The sequence below is a fragment of the Pacificimonas flava genome (genome assembly GCF_000342165.1).
Classification (GTDB): domain Bacteria; phylum Pseudomonadota; class Alphaproteobacteria; order Sphingomonadales; family Sphingomonadaceae; genus Pacificimonas; species Pacificimonas flava.
Window position 1 is genome coordinate 334,432 of record NZ_AMRV01000002.1, and the last position, 16,831, is coordinate 351,262.

At 66.5% G+C, this 16,831-nt stretch carries 21 protein-coding genes; 15 read left to right on the forward strand and 6 right to left on the reverse strand.

What is annotated here, in order from left to right; translation table 11 throughout:
- Window positions 1–80: 80 nt before the first annotated feature.
- From C725_RS04275 to C725_RS04300, 6 genes are read left to right on the forward strand one after another with little or no spacing between them, the layout of a single operon-like run.
- Window positions 81–839, forward strand: coding sequence for an NAD-dependent deacylase (locus C725_RS04275; protein WP_008600382.1), 759 nt, complete (start codon window positions 81–83; stop codon window positions 837–839).
- A gap of 51 nt (window positions 840–890) precedes the next feature.
- A complete protein-coding gene (locus C725_RS04280; protein WP_008600383.1) occupies window positions 891–1,784 on the forward strand; it encodes an STAS domain-containing protein in 894 nt (297 codons plus the stop codon).
- Window positions 1,777–2,139, forward strand: a complete 363-nt coding sequence (locus C725_RS04285) for an STAS domain-containing protein (protein ID WP_008600384.1) — start codon at window positions 1,777–1,779, stop codon at window positions 2,137–2,139. Before C725_RS04280 ends, C725_RS04285 begins: the two co-directional genes overlap by 8 nt.
- Window positions 2,136–2,540 (forward strand): ATP-binding protein, encoded by a 405-nt coding sequence (locus C725_RS04290; RefSeq protein ID WP_008600385.1) that lies wholly within the window; start codon window positions 2,136–2,138, stop codon window positions 2,538–2,540. Before C725_RS04285 ends, C725_RS04290 begins: the two co-directional genes overlap by 4 nt.
- A complete protein-coding gene (locus C725_RS04295) occupies window positions 2,537–3,541 on the forward strand; it encodes a SpoIIE family protein phosphatase (protein ID WP_008600386.1) in 1,005 nt (334 codons plus the stop codon). Before C725_RS04290 ends, C725_RS04295 begins: the two co-directional genes overlap by 4 nt.
- The gene (locus tag C725_RS04300; protein WP_008600387.1) at window positions 3,541–4,719 is read left to right on the forward strand and encodes a sensor histidine kinase; all 1,179 of its coding nucleotides are present in this window, start codon (window positions 3,541–3,543) and stop codon (window positions 4,717–4,719) included. The genes C725_RS04295 and C725_RS04300 overlap by 1 nt, the downstream gene beginning before the upstream one ends.
- Before the next feature lie 51 nt (window positions 4,720–4,770).
- Here C725_RS04300 and dnaA read toward each other — a convergent pair whose 3' ends face one another.
- From dnaA to mutM, 3 genes are all read right to left on the reverse strand, one after another.
- Window positions 4,771–6,159, reverse strand: coding sequence for a chromosomal replication initiator protein DnaA (dnaA, locus tag C725_RS04305; RefSeq protein ID WP_038281711.1), 1,389 nt, complete (start codon window positions 6,157–6,159; stop codon window positions 4,771–4,773).
- Between the two features lie 550 nt (window positions 6,160–6,709).
- Entirely contained in the window at window positions 6,710–6,973 is a 264-nt protein-coding gene (gene rpsT, locus C725_RS04310) for a 30S ribosomal protein S20 (RefSeq protein ID WP_008600390.1), read from the reverse strand.
- 190 nt (window positions 6,974–7,163) lie between these two features.
- Complete coding sequence (gene mutM / locus C725_RS04315) at window positions 7,164–7,976, reverse strand: bifunctional DNA-formamidopyrimidine glycosylase/DNA-(apurinic or apyrimidinic site) lyase (protein ID WP_038281453.1); 813 nt, start codon at window positions 7,974–7,976, stop codon at window positions 7,164–7,166.
- A 119-nt stretch (window positions 7,977–8,095) separates the two neighbouring features.
- On the opposite strand from mutM, the gene C725_RS04320 reads away from it, so the two are divergent.
- From C725_RS04320 to C725_RS04345, 6 genes are read left to right on the forward strand one after another with little or no spacing between them, the layout of a single operon-like run.
- A complete protein-coding gene (locus tag C725_RS04320) occupies window positions 8,096–8,833 on the forward strand; it encodes a class I SAM-dependent methyltransferase (RefSeq protein ID WP_008600392.1) in 738 nt (245 codons plus the stop codon).
- A complete protein-coding gene (gene ubiB, locus C725_RS04325) occupies window positions 8,830–10,365 on the forward strand; it encodes a 2-polyprenylphenol 6-hydroxylase (RefSeq protein ID WP_008600394.1) in 1,536 nt (511 codons plus the stop codon). The genes C725_RS04320 and ubiB overlap by 4 nt, the downstream gene beginning before the upstream one ends.
- Before the next feature lie 57 nt (window positions 10,366–10,422).
- Window positions 10,423–11,646: a bifunctional phosphopantothenoylcysteine decarboxylase/phosphopantothenate--cysteine ligase CoaBC gene (gene coaBC, locus C725_RS04330; protein ID WP_008600395.1), complete on the forward strand. Its 1,224-nt coding sequence runs from the start codon at window positions 10,423–10,425 to the stop codon at window positions 11,644–11,646.
- The gene (gene dut / locus C725_RS04335; RefSeq protein ID WP_008600398.1) at window positions 11,643–12,086 is read left to right on the forward strand and encodes a dUTP diphosphatase; all 444 of its coding nucleotides are present in this window, start codon (window positions 11,643–11,645) and stop codon (window positions 12,084–12,086) included. The genes coaBC and dut overlap by 4 nt, the downstream gene beginning before the upstream one ends.
- 8 nt (window positions 12,087–12,094) lie before the next feature.
- Window positions 12,095–12,847, forward strand: a complete 753-nt coding sequence (locus C725_RS04340; protein WP_008600399.1) for a HesA/MoeB/ThiF family protein — start codon at window positions 12,095–12,097, stop codon at window positions 12,845–12,847.
- On the forward strand, window positions 12,826–13,197 hold the full coding sequence (locus C725_RS04345; protein WP_008600400.1) for a DsrE family protein: 372 nt from the start codon (window positions 12,826–12,828) through the stop codon (window positions 13,195–13,197). The genes C725_RS04340 and C725_RS04345 overlap by 22 nt, the downstream gene beginning before the upstream one ends.
- A 94-nt stretch (window positions 13,198–13,291) precedes the next feature.
- Here C725_RS04345 and rpmB read toward each other — a convergent pair whose 3' ends face one another.
- The 3 genes from rpmB to C725_RS15225 all read right to left on the reverse strand — a co-directional run bounded on the left by rpmB (window position 13,292) and on the right by C725_RS15225 (window position 14,824).
- The gene (rpmB, locus tag C725_RS04350) at window positions 13,292–13,591 is read right to left on the reverse strand and encodes a 50S ribosomal protein L28 (protein ID WP_008600401.1); all 300 of its coding nucleotides are present in this window, start codon (window positions 13,589–13,591) and stop codon (window positions 13,292–13,294) included.
- A 130-nt stretch (window positions 13,592–13,721) separates the two neighbouring features.
- The gene (locus tag C725_RS04355; protein WP_008600402.1) at window positions 13,722–14,408 is read right to left on the reverse strand and encodes an LrgB family protein; all 687 of its coding nucleotides are present in this window, start codon (window positions 14,406–14,408) and stop codon (window positions 13,722–13,724) included.
- The gene (locus tag C725_RS15225; protein WP_008600403.1) at window positions 14,405–14,824 is read right to left on the reverse strand and encodes a CidA/LrgA family protein; all 420 of its coding nucleotides are present in this window, start codon (window positions 14,822–14,824) and stop codon (window positions 14,405–14,407) included. Before C725_RS15225 ends, C725_RS04355 begins: the two co-directional genes overlap by 4 nt.
- 28 nt (window positions 14,825–14,852) lie before the next feature.
- Here C725_RS15225 and C725_RS04365 point away from each other — a divergent pair, with 28 nt between their 5' ends.
- The 3 genes from C725_RS04365 to metW are packed head-to-tail and all read left to right on the forward strand — an operon-like array spanning window position 14,853 to window position 16,818.
- On the forward strand, window positions 14,853–15,140 hold the full coding sequence (locus C725_RS04365) for a YciI family protein (RefSeq protein WP_008600404.1): 288 nt from the start codon (window positions 14,853–14,855) through the stop codon (window positions 15,138–15,140).
- Window positions 15,110–16,231 carry a homoserine O-acetyltransferase MetX gene (gene metX / locus C725_RS04370; RefSeq protein WP_051051214.1) on the forward strand — a complete coding sequence of 374 codons (1,122 nt, stop codon included), beginning with the start codon at window positions 15,110–15,112 and terminating at the stop codon, window positions 16,229–16,231. The genes C725_RS04365 and metX overlap by 31 nt, the downstream gene beginning before the upstream one ends.
- Window positions 16,228–16,818: a methionine biosynthesis protein MetW gene (gene metW / locus C725_RS04375; protein ID WP_008600406.1), complete on the forward strand. Its 591-nt coding sequence runs from the start codon at window positions 16,228–16,230 to the stop codon at window positions 16,816–16,818. Before metX ends, metW begins: the two co-directional genes overlap by 4 nt.
- The last annotated feature ends 13 nt before the right edge of the window (window positions 16,819–16,831 follow it).

The window sequence follows — 16,831 nt, forward strand, 5'->3', positions numbered from 1 at the left end:
CCCCCGTGTCATGGCGAGTTCCGAAACCTCCCGGACCCGCCGCCTTGAGTTTGTCGGTCCGAAGCATGAAGGATAGGCGCATGAGCGACAAGCCGAACCCGGCGGCGCAGCCGCGATCCATCGTAATTCTGACGGGTGCCGGCATCTCCGCGGAAAGCGGCGTCCCGACCTTTCGCGGCCCTGACGGCCTGTGGGAGGGGCACCGCGTGGAGGACGTGGCGACGCCGGAGGCTTTCGCCCGCGATCCGGACCTCGTCCAGAGTTTCTACGATGCCCGCCGCGCCGCGCTCGGCGGCGTCAAACCCAATGCCGCGCATCAGGCGCTCGGGCGCCTCGATGCAGCGTTCGACGGCGATCTCCTGATCGTGACGCAGAATGTCGATGATCTGCACGAGCGCGGCGGCGCGCGCCGCCTTCTTCACATGCACGGCGAACTTCTAAGGGCGTCCTGCACCGTCTGCGGTGTACGGCAGCCAGCACCGGCGGTCCTGCGCGAAGGCGCCGCTTGCGAATCATGCGAGGCTGGCGGCACCCTGCGGCCGGATATCGTCTGGTTCGGGGAGATGCCGCACGGCATGGGCCATATCGAGGCGGCTCTGGCGGATGCGGACCTGTTCGTGTCCATCGGCACGTCCGGCGCCGTCTACCCCGCCGCGGGATTCGTGCGTACGGCGGCGGCATATGGCGCACGCACGCTGGAACTGAATCTGGAGCCGAGCGAGGGCACTGCCCTCTTCGACGAAGCCCGGCATGGACCGGCCACACGGCTCGTGCCGGCCTGGGCGGATGAAATCCTGGGTTGTAATTCACCGCCCGGGCGGGCACCGAACCCGGACTGAGGCCTGCGCCGCGCAGATGATGATGCGGCGCCAACATATTGAGGGATCACCATGCCGCCATCGGCTCTCGAGAACGTGCTCGACATATTGAAGACCGACCAGGACGGCGTTCTTGCCGGCTGGATCGAGGTCGCGGACGAGGAGGGGGTGAAGCGCTCCGACCTGTTCTCCGAACGCGAGGGCCGTGAGCAGGCGGCAAGCCTGTTGAAGGCGTTCCGCAACGGCATCAGCGAACGGACCGATAAGGACGATTTCGATATCCAGGCTGAGCATTGGGCGGACCTGCGCGGCGTTCTGGGCGAGATTACGCATGAGCGCGTCGAGCGCGGCGTACAGCCGAGTGAAATGGCCGGCTTCGTGCTGGCGCTAAAGGGTCCGCTGTTCAGCCGGCTGAAGGAACGGCTGGCGAAGAAGCCAGAGCAGCTGGTCGAGGAGATCCTGATCGCCAGCAAGGCAATCGACGCCTTCGCCATCTACACGAACGAGGTTTTCATCGCCGAGCGCGAGGCCGTGATCGAGCGCCAGCGCGAAGAGATGATGGAATTGTCCACCCCCGTCGTCGAGCTGTGGAGCAAGGTGCTGACGCTGCCGCTGATCGGCACGCTCGATTCGCTGCGCGCGCAAGAGGTGATGGAAAACCTGCTGCAGGCGATCGTGCATTATCAGGCGGAGGTCGTCATCCTCGACATTACCGGCGTACAGACGGTCGATACGCAGGTCGCCCAGCACCTGATCCGGACCGCGGCAGCCGTTCGCCTGATGGGCGCGAAATGCATCATTTCGGGTATCAGCCCGAAAATCGCTCAAACCATGGTTCAGCTCGGCGTGGACGTGGGCGAGGTGCGCACGCGCTCCACGATCCGCACCGCCCTTACCGATGCGCTGCTGACCGTCGGCTACGCCATTACGCCGATCAAGAACCACCAGGAGGGGACACTTGTCTAGCGCCGCGGCGATCTATCCCGTCGAGGGCGTCCTCCTCGTTTCCATTCGCGACGACATCACCGATACGGATATCGTCGACCTGCAGGACGCGCTGTCGGAACGAATCGCGGACGAAAGCGCGAACGGCGTCGTCCTTGATATATCGGGGCTGGAGATCGTGGATACGTTCGTCGGCCGGGTCCTTGCGCAGCTCACCTCCATCGCCCGGCTGCTGGACGCCGAGACATTCGTCGTCGGCATGCGGCCGGCCGTCGCGATGACGCTGGTGGAACTCGGCATGTATCTGCCGGAAAACAGGACAGCGCTCAGCCTGACGCACGCATTGGCGAAGATGCGGCAGATGCGCGACGAATGATCCTCGACGGTGCGCGGGAGGTGGACAGGATCGAACTTTCCGGCGACCGCGACGTGGTCCGGGCCCGGCGGCGCATAGCCGACCGGATGGATGCTCTGGGGGCGCGTGCGCTACGAAAGACGCGTTTTGTCACCGCAGTCAGCGAGGTCGCTCGCAATGCCGTGGTCCATGGCGGCGGCGGTGTCATGACGGTGTATGCCTTCAAATCCGCCCGTATCGGCATCGAATGCCGTGATCGGGGACCGGGCATCGCGTCCATCGAACAGGCACTTTCCGATGGCTTCAGCACAACCGGCAGCATGGGCCACGGACTTGGCGGGGCCAAACGGCTCTCCGATGCGTTCGAAATCGACAGCCGGCCGGGAGGCGGCACAGTCGTGAGGATGTTAGGCAGTTTGTGATCAGTTGGCTGAAAATCGCGGAACGGAGCGGTGTCGCGGAGGCGCGGCGGCGCGCGCGCAGGCATGCCATCGCGCTTGGCTTCTCGTCCACGAAGGTCGAGCATGTCGCCATCGCCGCGACGGAGGCTGCGCACAATCTGCTGCGCCACGCTGGTGGCGGCGACATGCTGGTACAGGCGTTCGGCCCTCCGGGCGGCGAACGTCTGGCTCTGATCGCGCTCGACGACGGCCCCGGCATTGCGCGCCTCGACCGCATGCTGAAGGACGGGGCCAGTTCCATGCAAAGCTCCGGCACGGGTTTCGGCGCCATGAAACGTCTTTCCGATAAGTTCGATGTCTTCACCGCGCCCGGCGGCGGCACGGTGGTCACGCTGGAATTCCGCCCGGACGCGGCCGCCGGCCTGCGCGGCGTCGACGTGGCCGCGCTGCGCCAGGCCTATCCGGGAGAGCGCGTTTGCGGTGACAGCGTTGCCTTGCGCGGCTTTCCCGGCTTCACGCTCGCCTTCGTCTGCGATGGTCTCGGCCATGGTCGCCGCGCGGCGGAGGCGGCAAACCACGCCTATGATGCCTTCCTCGGCTCCAGCAACAGCAACCCGGCGGAACTGCTTCTGGAGATTTCGGCCGCCATGGAGGGCACCCGCGGCGGCGTCGGCGCCGTTGCGCGAATCGATACGGACGCCATGACCCTGACCCATGCCGGCGTCGGGAACATCACGACCATGCACATGACGCAGGACAAGGTGAAGCGGCTGCCCGTGCGCGACGGCTATCTGGGAAGCTCCGGTCGTTCGCCGCAGACCGAAACCGTACCCCTGTCCAGCGAGGATATCATCCTCATGCACAGCGACGGGGTTTCGACCCTTCGCGGTCTCGAGCGGCGCGCGCCCCTGATGCAGCGCGGGGCGCTGGCCATCGCCGCGCGCCTGATGCACGACAATTTGCGCGGCCGCGACGATGCCAGCATCATCGCGCTACGCCTGCAACCGGCGCTTGCGCTCTGATGTCGATCACCACCGTCCGTATTGGCAGCGAGGCCGATATCGTTCGCGTCCGCCAGGTCGCTGCCACACTGACGCGGGCGTTCGGGCTGGAAAAATTCGCGCATACCCGTGCCGTCACGGCTTGTCTGGAACTTGCCCGAAACGCGCTGCAATATGCCGGCGGCGGACGGATCGCGTTCGGCGCGGTCGAGGGGCGCAATCATCTGATGCTCACCGTATCGGTGCGCGATCAGGGGCCGGGCATCAAGGATGTCGAACGGCTGCTGTCCGGCCGCGCCGTCCACGGCACCGACGGCGGGCTTGGCGGGCGGGGCATGGGCCTCGGCCTGCGCGGGGTGAAGCGGCTGGCACAGGAATTCGACCTCGTCACCGGTCCGGAGGGGACAAAGATCGATATCGCCTTCGCCGCTCCGAATTCTCCCGGGACGCTCGCCGAAACCGTCGAGGCGGCCACCGATGCGCTGATGAAGCTCGGCAAGGCAGATCCGGCTGCCGAACTTGCGCAGCAGAACCAGCAGCTTGCCGAAGCGCTTGCGGAGCGCGAGCTGCTGATCAACGAGGTGCATCACCGCACCGGCAACAACCTGGCATTGATCCTGGGCCTTATCCAGATGAGCCGCCGCTCTGCAAAGGAGCCGGAAACCGGCCGCATCCTCGCGGAACTGGAAGGCCGGGTACACGCCGTCGCCAAGGTGCATGAGGAGCTTCAGAAAGCGGACAATGTCGACCGGCTGCTGATCATACCCTTCCTGAAAAAGGTGGCGAGCCACGGGCGGGAAGCTTTCAGTTCCGAGGCCCAGGATATCGATATCCACGTCGAGGGCGATGATATCTGGCTGCACAGCGCCGCCGCCGTCGATATCGGCCTGATCGTCGGCGAACTGATTACCAACGCTTTCAAGCACGCGTTCGCAGGCCGGACCTCCGGACGAATCGCGGTTTCGTTCCGGCACGAGGAGAATCCGGAGAAGGGCGACGATCACACCGCCTTCTGCCTCATCGTGGCCGACAACGGGCACGGTTTGCCGGAAGATGCAGGCCGGCCAGAGCGTTCCAATTCCCTCGGCTGGCGCATGATCCGCGCCATGACCGCGCGGCACGACGGGACAATCGAAACGGACGGATCGAACGGCTTTCGGACCGTTATTCATCTCGGCCACGGCATCGCTGCCGATTAAGCTGGCGGCGGCTTTTCGAACCGCCGGAAGGGAAGCGACGACTCGCGAGGTTTAGGCGTCGATGATGCGCTCCAGGCGCTCGATATCGGCGGACAGTTCGCCGTCCCCGGCACGCAGCGATTCGATTCGCTTCACCGCATGCATCACCGTCGTATGGTCCCGGCCGCCGAAGCGCCGGCCGATGTCCGGCAGGCTGCGGGGCGTCAGACGCTTCGCAAGATACATGGCGATCTGCCGCGGCCGCGCGACATCGCGGGCGCGCCGCGCCGACAGCATGTCGGCCAGCTTGATGTGATAGAAGTCGGCGACCTCCCGCTGGATGCGGTCGACGGTAACGCGGCGCGTGTGCGCCCGCAGAACGCTTGCGAGCACCTGCCGCGCGACATCGACGTCGATCGGCTGGCCGCGCGTGCGGGAGTAGGCGATGACGCGGTTGAGCGCGCCCTCCAGCTCGCGGATATTGCCGGTGACCTTACGCGCCAGAAAGTCGACGACCTCAGGCGTGACCATGGCCATGGCATCGCCGCCCATGCGGGCGACCTTTTCGTTCAGGATATTGAGACGCAGCTCATATTCGGCGGGATTGATGTCGGCGACCAGGCCCCAGCCGAGGCGCGAGCGCACGCGCGCCTCGATTCCGTCCAGATCCTGCGGCGGACGATCGGCGCTGATCACCAGGGGACGCTCCGCCGCGATGATCTCGTTCATCGTGTGGAACATTTCTTCCTGCGTCGTCTCCTTGCCGCCGATGAACTGAATGTCGTCGATCAGCAGCAGATCGGCCGAGCGCAAGCGCTGCTTGAAGCTGAGCGTGTCCTTGGCGCGCATAGCGGCCAGAAACTCGCACATGAACTTCTCGGCCGACATGTAGACGACCTTCGCATCCGGATCCCGACGGCGGAATTCCCAGCCGATGGCATGCATGAGGTGCGTCTTGCCGAGCCCCGTAATGCCGTGCAGGAACAGAGGGTTGAACGTCAGGGCGCCGCCATCCGCGACGGTCCGCGCCGCACCATAGGCGAGCTCGTTCGCCTTGCCGACGACGAACGCCTCGAACGTGTAGCGCGGGTTCAGGTGCGCACCCTCGCGCACCTCCGCGGGCATGTCGGCATCGACGGCAGCGACAGGCTGTGCGTCCGCGATCGGCGACGGCGCCAGAACCGCAGCTCCCGTTTCGATGCGCACATGGGTCACAGGACTGCCGCCTGCGGCCCACAGCACGCGCAGACGCTCGGAAAACTGGCGGCGGACCCAATCGGCCTTGAAGGCCGTCGGCATGGAGAGAACGGCGCAATCGTCTTCCAGACCCACGAAGGCAAGCTGCGACAGCCAGGAATCGAACGTGCGCGTGCCGAATTCCAGCTTCAGCGATTCGCGAATGCGGTCCCAGCGCGCGGGCGCGTCCCACGCCTCGACACCGGCGGCCGTGCCAATCGTCATCGTCTGATTCGCCGTCAACGCCGATCCTCCCTACCTATCGAACCGCCCCCAAAGGCAAACGGCACGCCATGGAGCGCCTTCAAAGCCGCTCCTATTGATATTCATCGAGCACAGTCCGCCGCTGGCATTCACCAGTCTAACGGCACTCCCCAGACGTCATTCCGACTGAAGAAACTCTCCCGAACCCTTTTGCCTTGCCATTTGCGGCAGGCACAACTTTCCCGGCCTCTGCAAACACGTTCCGCTCGCAGACATTCGAGCACTTTTTACTTGATTCGGCCTAACGAGACCTTGCCGACGTCGCCGCGGCACCCCGTCTTTGTAGGTCGATTCCGCAGCGGCGATCAAGCCTCCCGAATGCAATGAAAGTTAAATAATCTCGTTGACACGGGATGCCCGCGATTCGCTGCGATGCGACGTCAGCAGAGTTAAAAATCGGCGCGATTCTGCCGTTTGTGACGGTTTTTCAGCCGCCAGATACCGAAACGAAAAAGGGCGCCTCGCCAGTGCGAGACGCCCTTCATTCGGGTTCCGGATAAAGGCGGTGAATCTAGCCGAGCGCCTGGATCCGGTGGCTGAGGCGTGACAGCTTCCGCGCAGCCGTATTCTTGTGAAGGACACCCTTGGACGCGCCGCGCTGCAGGTGCGGCTGCGCAACCTTCAGCGCATCCTCGGCCTGCTTCTTGTCGCCCGACGCAATCGCGGCCTCCACCTTCTTCACGAAGGTGCGAATCTGGCTGACGCGCGAGCCGTTGATGTCGGCGCGGCGATCGTTGCGGCGGATGCGCTTGCGCGCCTGAGGAGTGTTGGCCATCGGCTTCCCGTACAGTGAGTCGTTCGTAAAATCTCGATCTCGTCCCGCCGTCGTCCGGCGCTTGCGGCGCCGAAGCCATGAAGGGCGAAACGGCGCAGGCGAGCGGCGCGAGGGGTTTGCCCGCACGCCAAGAAGGGGCGCAAATAGGGACGAACACTGTCGCCGTCAACCTGAATCCCTGTGGGCGGTGCTAGCGCTGGCAGGACGGACAGTAGAAACTAGACCGGCCCGACTGCACAATGCGGCCTATGACGGTGCCGCAGCGCCGGCATGGCCTCCCCTCGCGCCCGTAGACATGAAAATCATGCTGAAAGTACCCGAGATCGCCCGACGGCTGGGCATAATCCCGCAGCGTGGAGCCGCCCGCCGCGATGGCCCGCTGCAACACGTGCGGGATGGCCGTCGCAAGACGCTCAATGTCCGCGCGCGTCAGCCGCGTACCGCGCCGCGTCGGACGGACCCCGGCCTCGAACAAAGCCTCGCACACATAAATATTGCCCAGACCGGCGACGCGGCGACCGTCGAGCAGCAGTGTCTTGATAGGCGAGGTGCTGCCACGCGTGACCGCGCGGAGATGGTCGGCGCCGAAGGCCGGCCCCAGCGGCTCCGGGCCGCAGGCTGCGATCAAGGGATGCGAGTCGAGCGCTTCGGTCGGTACGATATGCAGGGACCCGAAGCGCCGCGGGTCGTTCAGCGCGACGGTTCCCCGCGCCGTTTCGAAGATCACGTGGTCATGCGCCGCGGCATCTTGCGGATCGAGGCGCAGACGTCCCGACATGCCCAGATGCAGGATGACGGTGTCGCCCCGGTCGGTATGGATAAGACCGTATTTCGCGCGCCGCCCGGTGCCCGTAACGCACGCGCCCTGAAGCCGCTGGCGAAAGTCCGCAGGAACCGGCCACCGAAGATCCGGCCGCCGAACTTCCACACGGCTCAGCACCTCCCCCTCGATCAGGGGGGCGATGCCGCGCATGGTGGTTTCGACTTCGGGCAGTTCGGGAATGGTGCTGTCTCCATGGCGGGGGCGGATGGGCGGTCGCCACCTGGAAAATGGGCGGGCGGCCGCTCCGCGACATAAGGCGTGTTTGCCGCTCCCCCAAGGTGCGGCTAAGCGGCGCTGCCATGACAGAAACGAAAACGGTCAGCTACGGCTTCCAGGAAGTCGACCCCGAGGAGAAGACGCGGCGCGTCGGTTCCGTCTTCGAGCGCGTGGCGAGCCGCTACGACCTGATGAACGACCTGATGTCGGGCGGGCTTCACAGACTGTGGAAGGACGCGTTCGTCCGCCGCGTGCGCCCGCGCGCCGGGGAACGCATTCTCGACATGGCCGGCGGGACGGGCGACATCGCGTTTCGCATGGCCGGCGCCGGGGCGCAGATCATGGTCAGCGACATCAATCCGCACATGCTGGCGGAGGGCGAAAAGCGCGCGCCGTCGGACCTTGCCCCGCACCTGTCATGGCAGGTCGAAAACGCCGAGACGCTGAGTTTCGGCGACGCGGAATTCGATGGCTACACCATCGCCTTCGGCATTCGGAACGTGACCGACATCCCCGCAGCCCTCCGGGAGGCATGGCGCGTCCTGAAATGGGGGGGCCGGTTCTTCTGCCTGGAGTTCAGCCGCATGGAATGGCCTGTCGCAGCGCAGGTCTATGACGCCTATTCGCTGAACGTGGTGCCGAAGATCGGCAAATATGTCGCGCAGGACGAGGAGGCGTACCGGTATTTGGTGGAATCGATCCGCCGCTTCCCGCCCATGCCCGCCTTCTCCGCAATGATCGAGGATGCGGGTTTCGCGCGCGTCAGCCACATGCCGATCCTGGGCGGCGTTGTCGCGATCCACAGCGGCTGGAAGCTTTGACCGGCCGCCTGACGCACCTGCGGCGCATCCTGCGCTGGGGCCGCACGCTTGCGCGGCACGGCGTGCTGCGTCAGTTCGAGACGAGCCCGCACGCCCCGCCGCAGCTGAAGCGGCTTGCCCGGCTTGCCCGATTCGGCGTCAGCGCCCCGCTCCGGCCGCGCTACCGCGAGGCCTTCCAGGAACTCGGCCCCGCCGCGATCAAGCTGGGGCAGGCGCTCGCCACCCGGCCCGATCTGGTCGGCGAGGACGCGGCCCGCGAACTGGCCGGCCTGCAGGACCGCCTCTCCCCCTTTCCCTTCGCGCAGGTCTGCGCGTCCATCGAGGAAGCATTCGGCAGGTCGGTCTCGGACCTTTTCGCATCCATCGAGGAAACGCCCGTTGGCTCCGCCAGCATCGCCCAGGTGCACCGCGCGGTCACCACGGACGGGCGCACCGTCGCGGTGAAGGTGCTGCGACCGCATATCGAGGAGGATTTCGAGCGCGCCATCGAGACCTACGAATGGCTCGCGGCGCGAATCGAGATGCAGGGCGGCGAGTTCGCGCGGCTGCGGCCCCGCGCGACCATCGCCTATTTCCGCAAATGGACGGAGCGCGAGCTGAATCTACGGATCGAGGCGGCCTCCGCCTCGGAACTGGCGGAAAATCTTGCCGCCGAGCCCGGTTTTATCGTGCCGGATGTCGATTGGCAGCGCACGGCGCGCCGGGTGATGACCATCGAATGGATCGACGGCATCAAGATGACCGACACGGCCGCAATCGAAGCGGCGGGCCTCGACCGTCAGGCACTGGCCGGCATTCTGGTTCGCGGATTTCTGCGCCAGGCCATCGTGAACGGCTTTTTCCATGCCGACCTGCACCAGGGCAATTTGTTCGCCCTGCCCGATGGACGCATCGCGGCCATCGACTTCGGAATCATGGGCCGCATCGACAGGCGCGCCCGGCTGTGGCTTGCGGAGATCATCGGCGGCCTGGTCAGCGGCGACTATCGGCGCGTCGCGGAAATCCACTTTGAGGCGGGCTATGTGCCGCCGCACCACAATCTCGACGAGTTCGTCACCGCGCTGCGATCGGTGGGGGAGCCGATTCGCGGTCTGCCGGTCAAGGACATCTCCGTCGGTCAGATGCTGGACGGGCTGTTCAGCATCACGCGCCAGTTCGACATGGTGACGCAGCCGCACCTGCTGCTGCTGCAAAAGACCATGGTGATGGTGGAGGGCGTCGCCTATGCGCTGGACCCGGAGGTCAACATGCAGACGATGGCCGGTCCGCTGATCGAGGAATGGGGCCGCGACGAGATGGGGCCGGAGGCGCAGCTTGCCGAACGCCTGATCAAGGACTGGCGGACCATTCTCGAGTTTCCGGACTTCATGCGCAGGGTCATGGCGCTCGTGCCCGAGCCAGGAGCGGCGCCGCCGCTGCCGCCGCTGGCACCGCTGCCGGAAACGCGGCCCTGGGCGCCGGACCGCGCCGGCTGGCTCCTCCTCGGCACCGGCATTGGCGCGGCCCTCGCCATGGGTGCGGCGCTGCTCTGACGACGTCGGCGCGGAGGCGGCATTGCAGGCGGGGACGCCGCGCCCTAATCCCGCACCATGCAGGGCAAACGCATCCTCCTCATCGTGTCCGGCGGCATCGCCGCCTATAAGGCGCTCGAACTCGTCCGCCTGTTGAAGCGGAACGGCGCGGCGGTGCGCGCAGTCATGACGGACAGCGCCAAAAGCTTCGTGACACCCCTCTCCCTCTCCGTGCTGACCGGCGAGCGGGTGTTCGGTGACATGCTCGACGCGACGGAGGAGGCGGAAATCGGGCACATCCAATTGTCACGCGATGCCGACCTCGTTCTCGTCTGTCCGGCGACCGCCAATCTGATGGCGAAGGCGGCGGCAGGCATCTGCGACGACCTTGCCACGACCCTGCTGCTGGCGACCGACAAGCGCGTCCTGTGGGTTCCCGCCATGAACGTCCGCATGTGGCACCACCCCGCCAGTCGCCGCAACCGCGAGCAGCTCCTGTCGGATGGACACCGCATCATGGAGCCGGACGAGGGCGACATGGCGTGCGGCGAATGGGGCAAGGGGCGGCTGCCGGACCCATCGGCGATTTTGGAAACGGTGCGCCGCGAACTGGCAAAGGCGGAGGGCGCCCTGCCCCTGCCCGCAGAACCGGCGCCGCTGGCCGGCCGCCGCGCGGTCGTGACGGCGGGCCCCACGCACGAGCCTATCGATCCCGTACGCTACATCGCCAACCGGTCTAGCGGTCGGCAGGGATTCGCGGTTGCCGCGGCACTCGCGAAGCTGGGGGCCGATGTGACGCTGGTGGCCGGCCCGGTCACACTGCCGACACCGCCAGGCGTCCAGCGGGTCGACATCGAAACCGCTCTGCAGATGCAGGCTGCGGTCGAAGCCGCCCTGCCCGCGGACATTGCCGTCATGGTCGCTGCCGTTGCCGACTGGCGCACCGATGCCGAACCGCGAAAGATGAAGAAGGCCGGCAGCGCCCCGCCCGCCCTCTCGCTCAAGGAAAACCCGGACATTCTGGCGGAGCTTTCGCGCCATGCCGAGCGCCCTGCCCTCGTCGTCGGTTTCGCGGCGGAAACGCACAATGTAGAGGCGCATGCCGCTGCCAAGCGGACGCGAAAGGGCTGCGACTGGATCGTCGCCAACGACGTATCCGGCGGTGTCATGGGCGGCGCCGACAATCGCATCCACCTGATCGACGAAACCGGGGCCGAGGACTGGCCCGACCTTCCCAAGGAGGAGGTCGCGCGCCGACTGGCGACCCGTATCGCCGACCATTTCACGAAAGACCCGTCATGACCCCCATCACCATCCAGCTGAAGCGCCTCGAACACGGCGTCGGCCTTCCCGCGCCCGCCTATGCCTCGGACGGGGCCGCCGGCCTCGACGTGGTGGCGGCGGAAGATGTCGACCTCGCCGCGGGGGCTCGCCACGCCGTCGCGACGGGGTTCGCCATTGCCATCCCGGCCGGTTACGAGGTGCAGGTGCGCCCCCGCTCCGGCCTTGCGCTGAAGCACGGCGTGACCTGTCTCAACACGCCGGGCACCATCGATTCCGATTATCGCGGAGAGGTGAAGGTGATCCTGGCCAATCTGGGTAGCGACACGTTCGTGGTTCGCCGCGGCGACCGAATCGCGCAACTGGTGCCGGCCCCGGTCCAGCGGGCGCGGTTCGCCGAGGTCGAGGCGTTGGAGGATACGGTGCGCGGCGAAGGCGGCTTCGGCAGCACCGGACGCTAGGGTAGAGCATGAGCCTGACCGACCAACAGCTCGAGCGCTATGCCCGCCATATCGTGCTGAAGGAGATCGGCGGTGCCGGCCAGCAGGCCCTCGTGAATGCGCGCGTCGCCGTGATTGGCGCCGGCGGGCTGGGCAGTCCCTGCCTGCAATATCTGGCGGCGGCCGGCACCGGCTATCTGACTGTCATCGACGATGACGAGGTCGACCTCAGCAATCTGCAGCGGCAGGTTCTGCACGGCACGGCCGACATCGGCATGAAGAAGACCGCGTCCGCCAAGGCATCGCTTCGCGCCCTGAATGCGGAGGTGCGCGTCGATGCCCGGCCGGAGCGGCTGACGGCGGACAATGCCGCCGCGCTCCTTGCCAGTCATGATGTCATTGCCGACGGATCGGACAGTTTCGCGACGCGCAGCCTTGTTGCGAAGGCCGCCCTGCAGCTCCGCATCCCGCTTGTGAGCGCCGCAGTGGGACCGTTTGAAGGACAACTGTCCACCTTTCGCGGGTGGGAGGCGAACCAACCCTGCTGGCACTGCTTCGCGGGCAGCGCCGCCGACCGTCCGGGGAATAGCTGCGCCGAACAAGGAATCCTCGGCGCGGTCGCCGGAATCGTCGGATCCATGCAGGCGCTTGAGGTGATCCGCGTCCTCGTGCCATTCGGCGAGGCGATGACCGGCCGCGTCCTCTTCTACGACGCGCGCCAGCAGGCCATGCGAACCGTGGCGCTGGCAAAGGACCCGGAATGTCCGGTCTGCGGCCGCTGAACCTCCTGATTCTGGACGACGACTATGCGCGCCTGCATGGCGGGCTCTCAGTCGCCGTGTCCGCCGCCGCGCTGGGGCGGCCCGTGCACGTCTTCTTTCAGGGGCTGGCCGTGCGGGCGCTGGTCTCGGACCGCCTTTGGCCGGAAGACAGCGCAGCGCGGGACAAAGGCGTTGCTGCGATAAAAGATCTGTTCGTTCAGGCGGCGGAGCTCGGGATCGCCCTCACTGCGTGCGAAACCGGGCTGCATCTCGCCAGCTTGACGGCGAACGTCCTTCCACCCGGTGTCGAGACGGGCGGGCTGATCGGCTTCCTCTCCGGCGCGGGCGACGGCGACCTGCTCACCATCTGATCCGGCAGGGCCGAACCCGTCCGCCCCGAACGAAAAAGGGGCGCCGCCCCGCAGGCAGCGCCCCTTTTTCGAAATCGCAGCAGTCGATGCCGACTCAGGCGGCGGCTTCCGCCTTCTCGCGGGCTTTCTTCACCGCACGCTTCAGCTTCTGCGCCTTCAGCGAGAGCTTTTCGTTCTTGGTCTTCACCAGCCAGTTATCGAGGCCGCCATTATGTTCGACACAGCGCAGGCCGTGCGTCGAAACCTTCAGCGTCTCGGCGCGGCCCAGCGCGTCCGAAATCAGCGAAACCTTCTGCAGGTTCGGCAGGAAGACCCGCTTCACGCGGTTGTTCGCGTGGCTGACATGGTTTCCGACAAGCCGGCCCTTGCCGGTCAGTTCGCATACGCGCGACATCGCTATTTCCTCTACGGCGTTACCGAGTATTTCGTTTGAAGCGCCAACAGGCACCCTTGGCGGCAGCCGGCGGCCGCGCCCTCAAGCGCTGGCCACATAGAGGGCGGACGGGCGCCCGTCAAGCACCGGGTCAGGAGATCAGCGGCCAGATCAGCGGCAGCAGCGCGGCCCCGATCAGCCCGCTGAGCGCCATGGCGAGCGCGGCATGGGCGCCGGCCGTCCGGCTTCGGCGCAGCAATGCGTCCGTGCCGACGATATGCGCGGCCTGTCCCGTGGCAAGGCCCATCTCCTCATCCCGGTAGCCGAGTCGCTTCAGGATGGGCGGCAGGGTCAGTGCGCCGATCATGCCGGTCGTGACCACGAGGCCCGCGGCGAGCGGCGCCGGACCGCCGAACCTGTCCATGAGCGCGATGGCGAAACCGCTGGATATCGATTTGACGCTGAGCGCCTGGACGAGCGGCCGCGAAAGACCGAACAGACAGGCAAGCCCGACCGCGCTTGCCATCGCGGTAACACCGCCGCCCACCAGCGCGAGGAGAACATGCCCTATTTGCCGGCCGGCGCTGCGCACGCTCGCGACCAGCGGCATGGCGAGCGCGACCACCGACAGGTCGAGAAGCGTCAGGAGCGGCCGCGCGGCATCCCGGTAGGCGGCGATCCCAATGTCTCCAATCCGAAGCAGCGCAACGACGACGACCGCGCTCCAAAGCACCGGATTCGCCAGCGGATGGCCGCGCGCCGCGCCGTCCGCGAGCATCCGGACGCCCCAGAAGACGGCGATCGTCAGGATCGCGGCCCCGATAGACGCCAGACTCATCCCCGCCGGCCCATGGCCCGGTAGAGAAAGGCCGTCACGAAACCCGACAGCAACGTCGTCAGGATCAGGATCGCGGCCACCGGCTGCCAGTTCGCCTGCAGCAGCGGCGCGAACAGCACGAGCCCCACGAACGGCGGGACGATCAGCGCGCCAAGGAGGCCGGTCAGGAGCGCCGCGCCGGGCTCGGCAAGGCTGCGCAGGGGCGGAAGAACCAACAGCACCGCTGCGTAAAGGACGAGGCCCGCGACCGCGCCCGGCAGCGGCAGATCCGCCCACGTCACGAGGGCCCGGCCCGCGAAGAGGCACAGCACCGCGCCGGCGATGCCGGGAAGGAGGCGCGGGATACAGCGTAACCGCGCACGGACGAAACCGCCCGAAAAGCCGTGCCGTCCCCCCGCTCGCCGCTTGCTACCCATGGATGCCGCCTCTAACGAACATGGGGTCATGCCGCACTATGCCATTCATTGCATCGATAAGCCGCACGCCGGCGATCTTCGTGCCGAAACGCGCGCTGCGCACCTCGATCATGTCCGCGCGCTGGGCGACAAGGTTCTGTGCGGCGGCCCCCTGCTGGACGAGGGAGGTACGCCCATCGGCTCGCTGCTGATCATCGACTTCCCGGGCCGCAAGGATGCCATCGAGTTCGCCGCCACCGATCCCTACGCACGGGCCGGGCTGTTCGCGAGCGTCGCCGTGACCGCATGGCGCTACGTGATGCCCGAACGCGGGTGAACGCGCCGCCGCGCACCGCCTCGCTGGGTTCCCTTTCCCTCGAAAGCGGTGCAGTTCTCAGGCAGCTTCAAGTGGCATATGAATGCTACGGCACGCTAGATCCGGACCGGTCGAACGCCGTTCTGGTGTGCCATGCGCTGACCGGCGACCAATATGTGGCCAGCACGCATCCGCTGACCGGAAAATCCGGCTGGTGGGCACGCATGGTCGGCCCCGGCCGCCCCATCGACACGGACCGCTATTTCGTCATCTGCTCGAACGTCCTCGGCTCCTGTCTCGGCACGACCGGGCCGGCAAGCGAGGGCGAAGGCGGCACACCCTGGGGCATGCGCTTTCCGGTGATCACCCTGGCCGACATGGTCCGCGCCCAGGCAAAGCTGATCGACCATTTGGGCATCGAGCGGCTGCACGCAGTCGTCGGCGGCTCGATGGGCGGGATGCAGGTGCTCAGCTGGGCGGCGCTTTATCCGGACCGGGTGGCAAGCGCAGTCGCCATCGCCACCGCCGCGCGCCACAGCGCGCAGAACATCGCCTTTCACGAGGTCGGCAGGCAAGCGATCCTGGCCGATCCGAACTGGAACGGCGGCGATTATTATGGCGGCGAGGCGCCGACGGCCGGTCTGTCGGTCGCGCGCATGGCGGCGCACATCACCTATCTGTCCGAAGCCGGGCTGACGGAAAAGTTCGGCCGGCGGCTGCAGGACCGCCAGGCCAAGAGCTTCGGATTCGACGCCGATTTCCAGGTCGAATCCTACCTGCGCTATCAGGGCCTCAGCTTCACCAGCCGATTCGACGCCAATTCCTACCTCTACATCACCCGCGCGATGGACTATTTCGACCTTGCGGAGGCGCATGACGGACAGCTTGCGGAGGCGTTTCGCGGCACGGCAACCCGGTTTTGCATCCTCAGCTTCGACACGGACTGGCTGTATCCGACGGCGGAGGCGCGTCGGGTCGTGCACGCGCTGAATGCCGCCCGCGCACCGGTCAGCTTCGCAGAGCTTTCCTCCCCCTTCGGCCATGACGCCTTCCTGCTGGAGTCGACGGAGATGGACCGGATCGTCGGCGGTTTCCTGCGAGAGGGGGCATGAACGCGCTGCGGCCCGATCTTGCCGTCATTGCCGCTCATGTCGACGCGGGGTCGAGCGCGCTCGACATTGGCTGCGGCGACGGCACGCTGATGGCGGCCTTGCGCGATGGAAAGGGCGTCGATGCCCGCGGGCTCGAGCTTGATGCGGGCAACGTCGCGGATGCCATTTCGCGCGGATTGTCGGTCGTGCAGGGCGATGCCGACACCGACCTTGGCGATTATCCCGCCGCCAGTTTCGATTATGCGATCCTGTCGCAGACGCTGCAGACGACCGAGCGGCCCGACCGCATCCTGCACGAGTTGACGCGGATCGGCCGACGCGCCTTCGTATCCTTTCCGAACTTCGCCCATTGGCGGGTGCGCTGTTCGCTGATGTTCGGCGGACGCATGCCGGTGACCCGGCTCCTCCCGGCGCGGTGGTACGCAACGGAGAATATCCACCATGTCACCATCGACGATTTCCGCGCCCTTGCCGCCCAGCAGGGCCTGACGATCGAGCGAAGCTGGTTCCTGAAGGGCGACCGCCCCATGGCGCCGCGCGCGGCGAATCTTCTCGCGGAACATGCCGTGTTCCTGCTGCGGCGATAGCGCCTACGTCAGG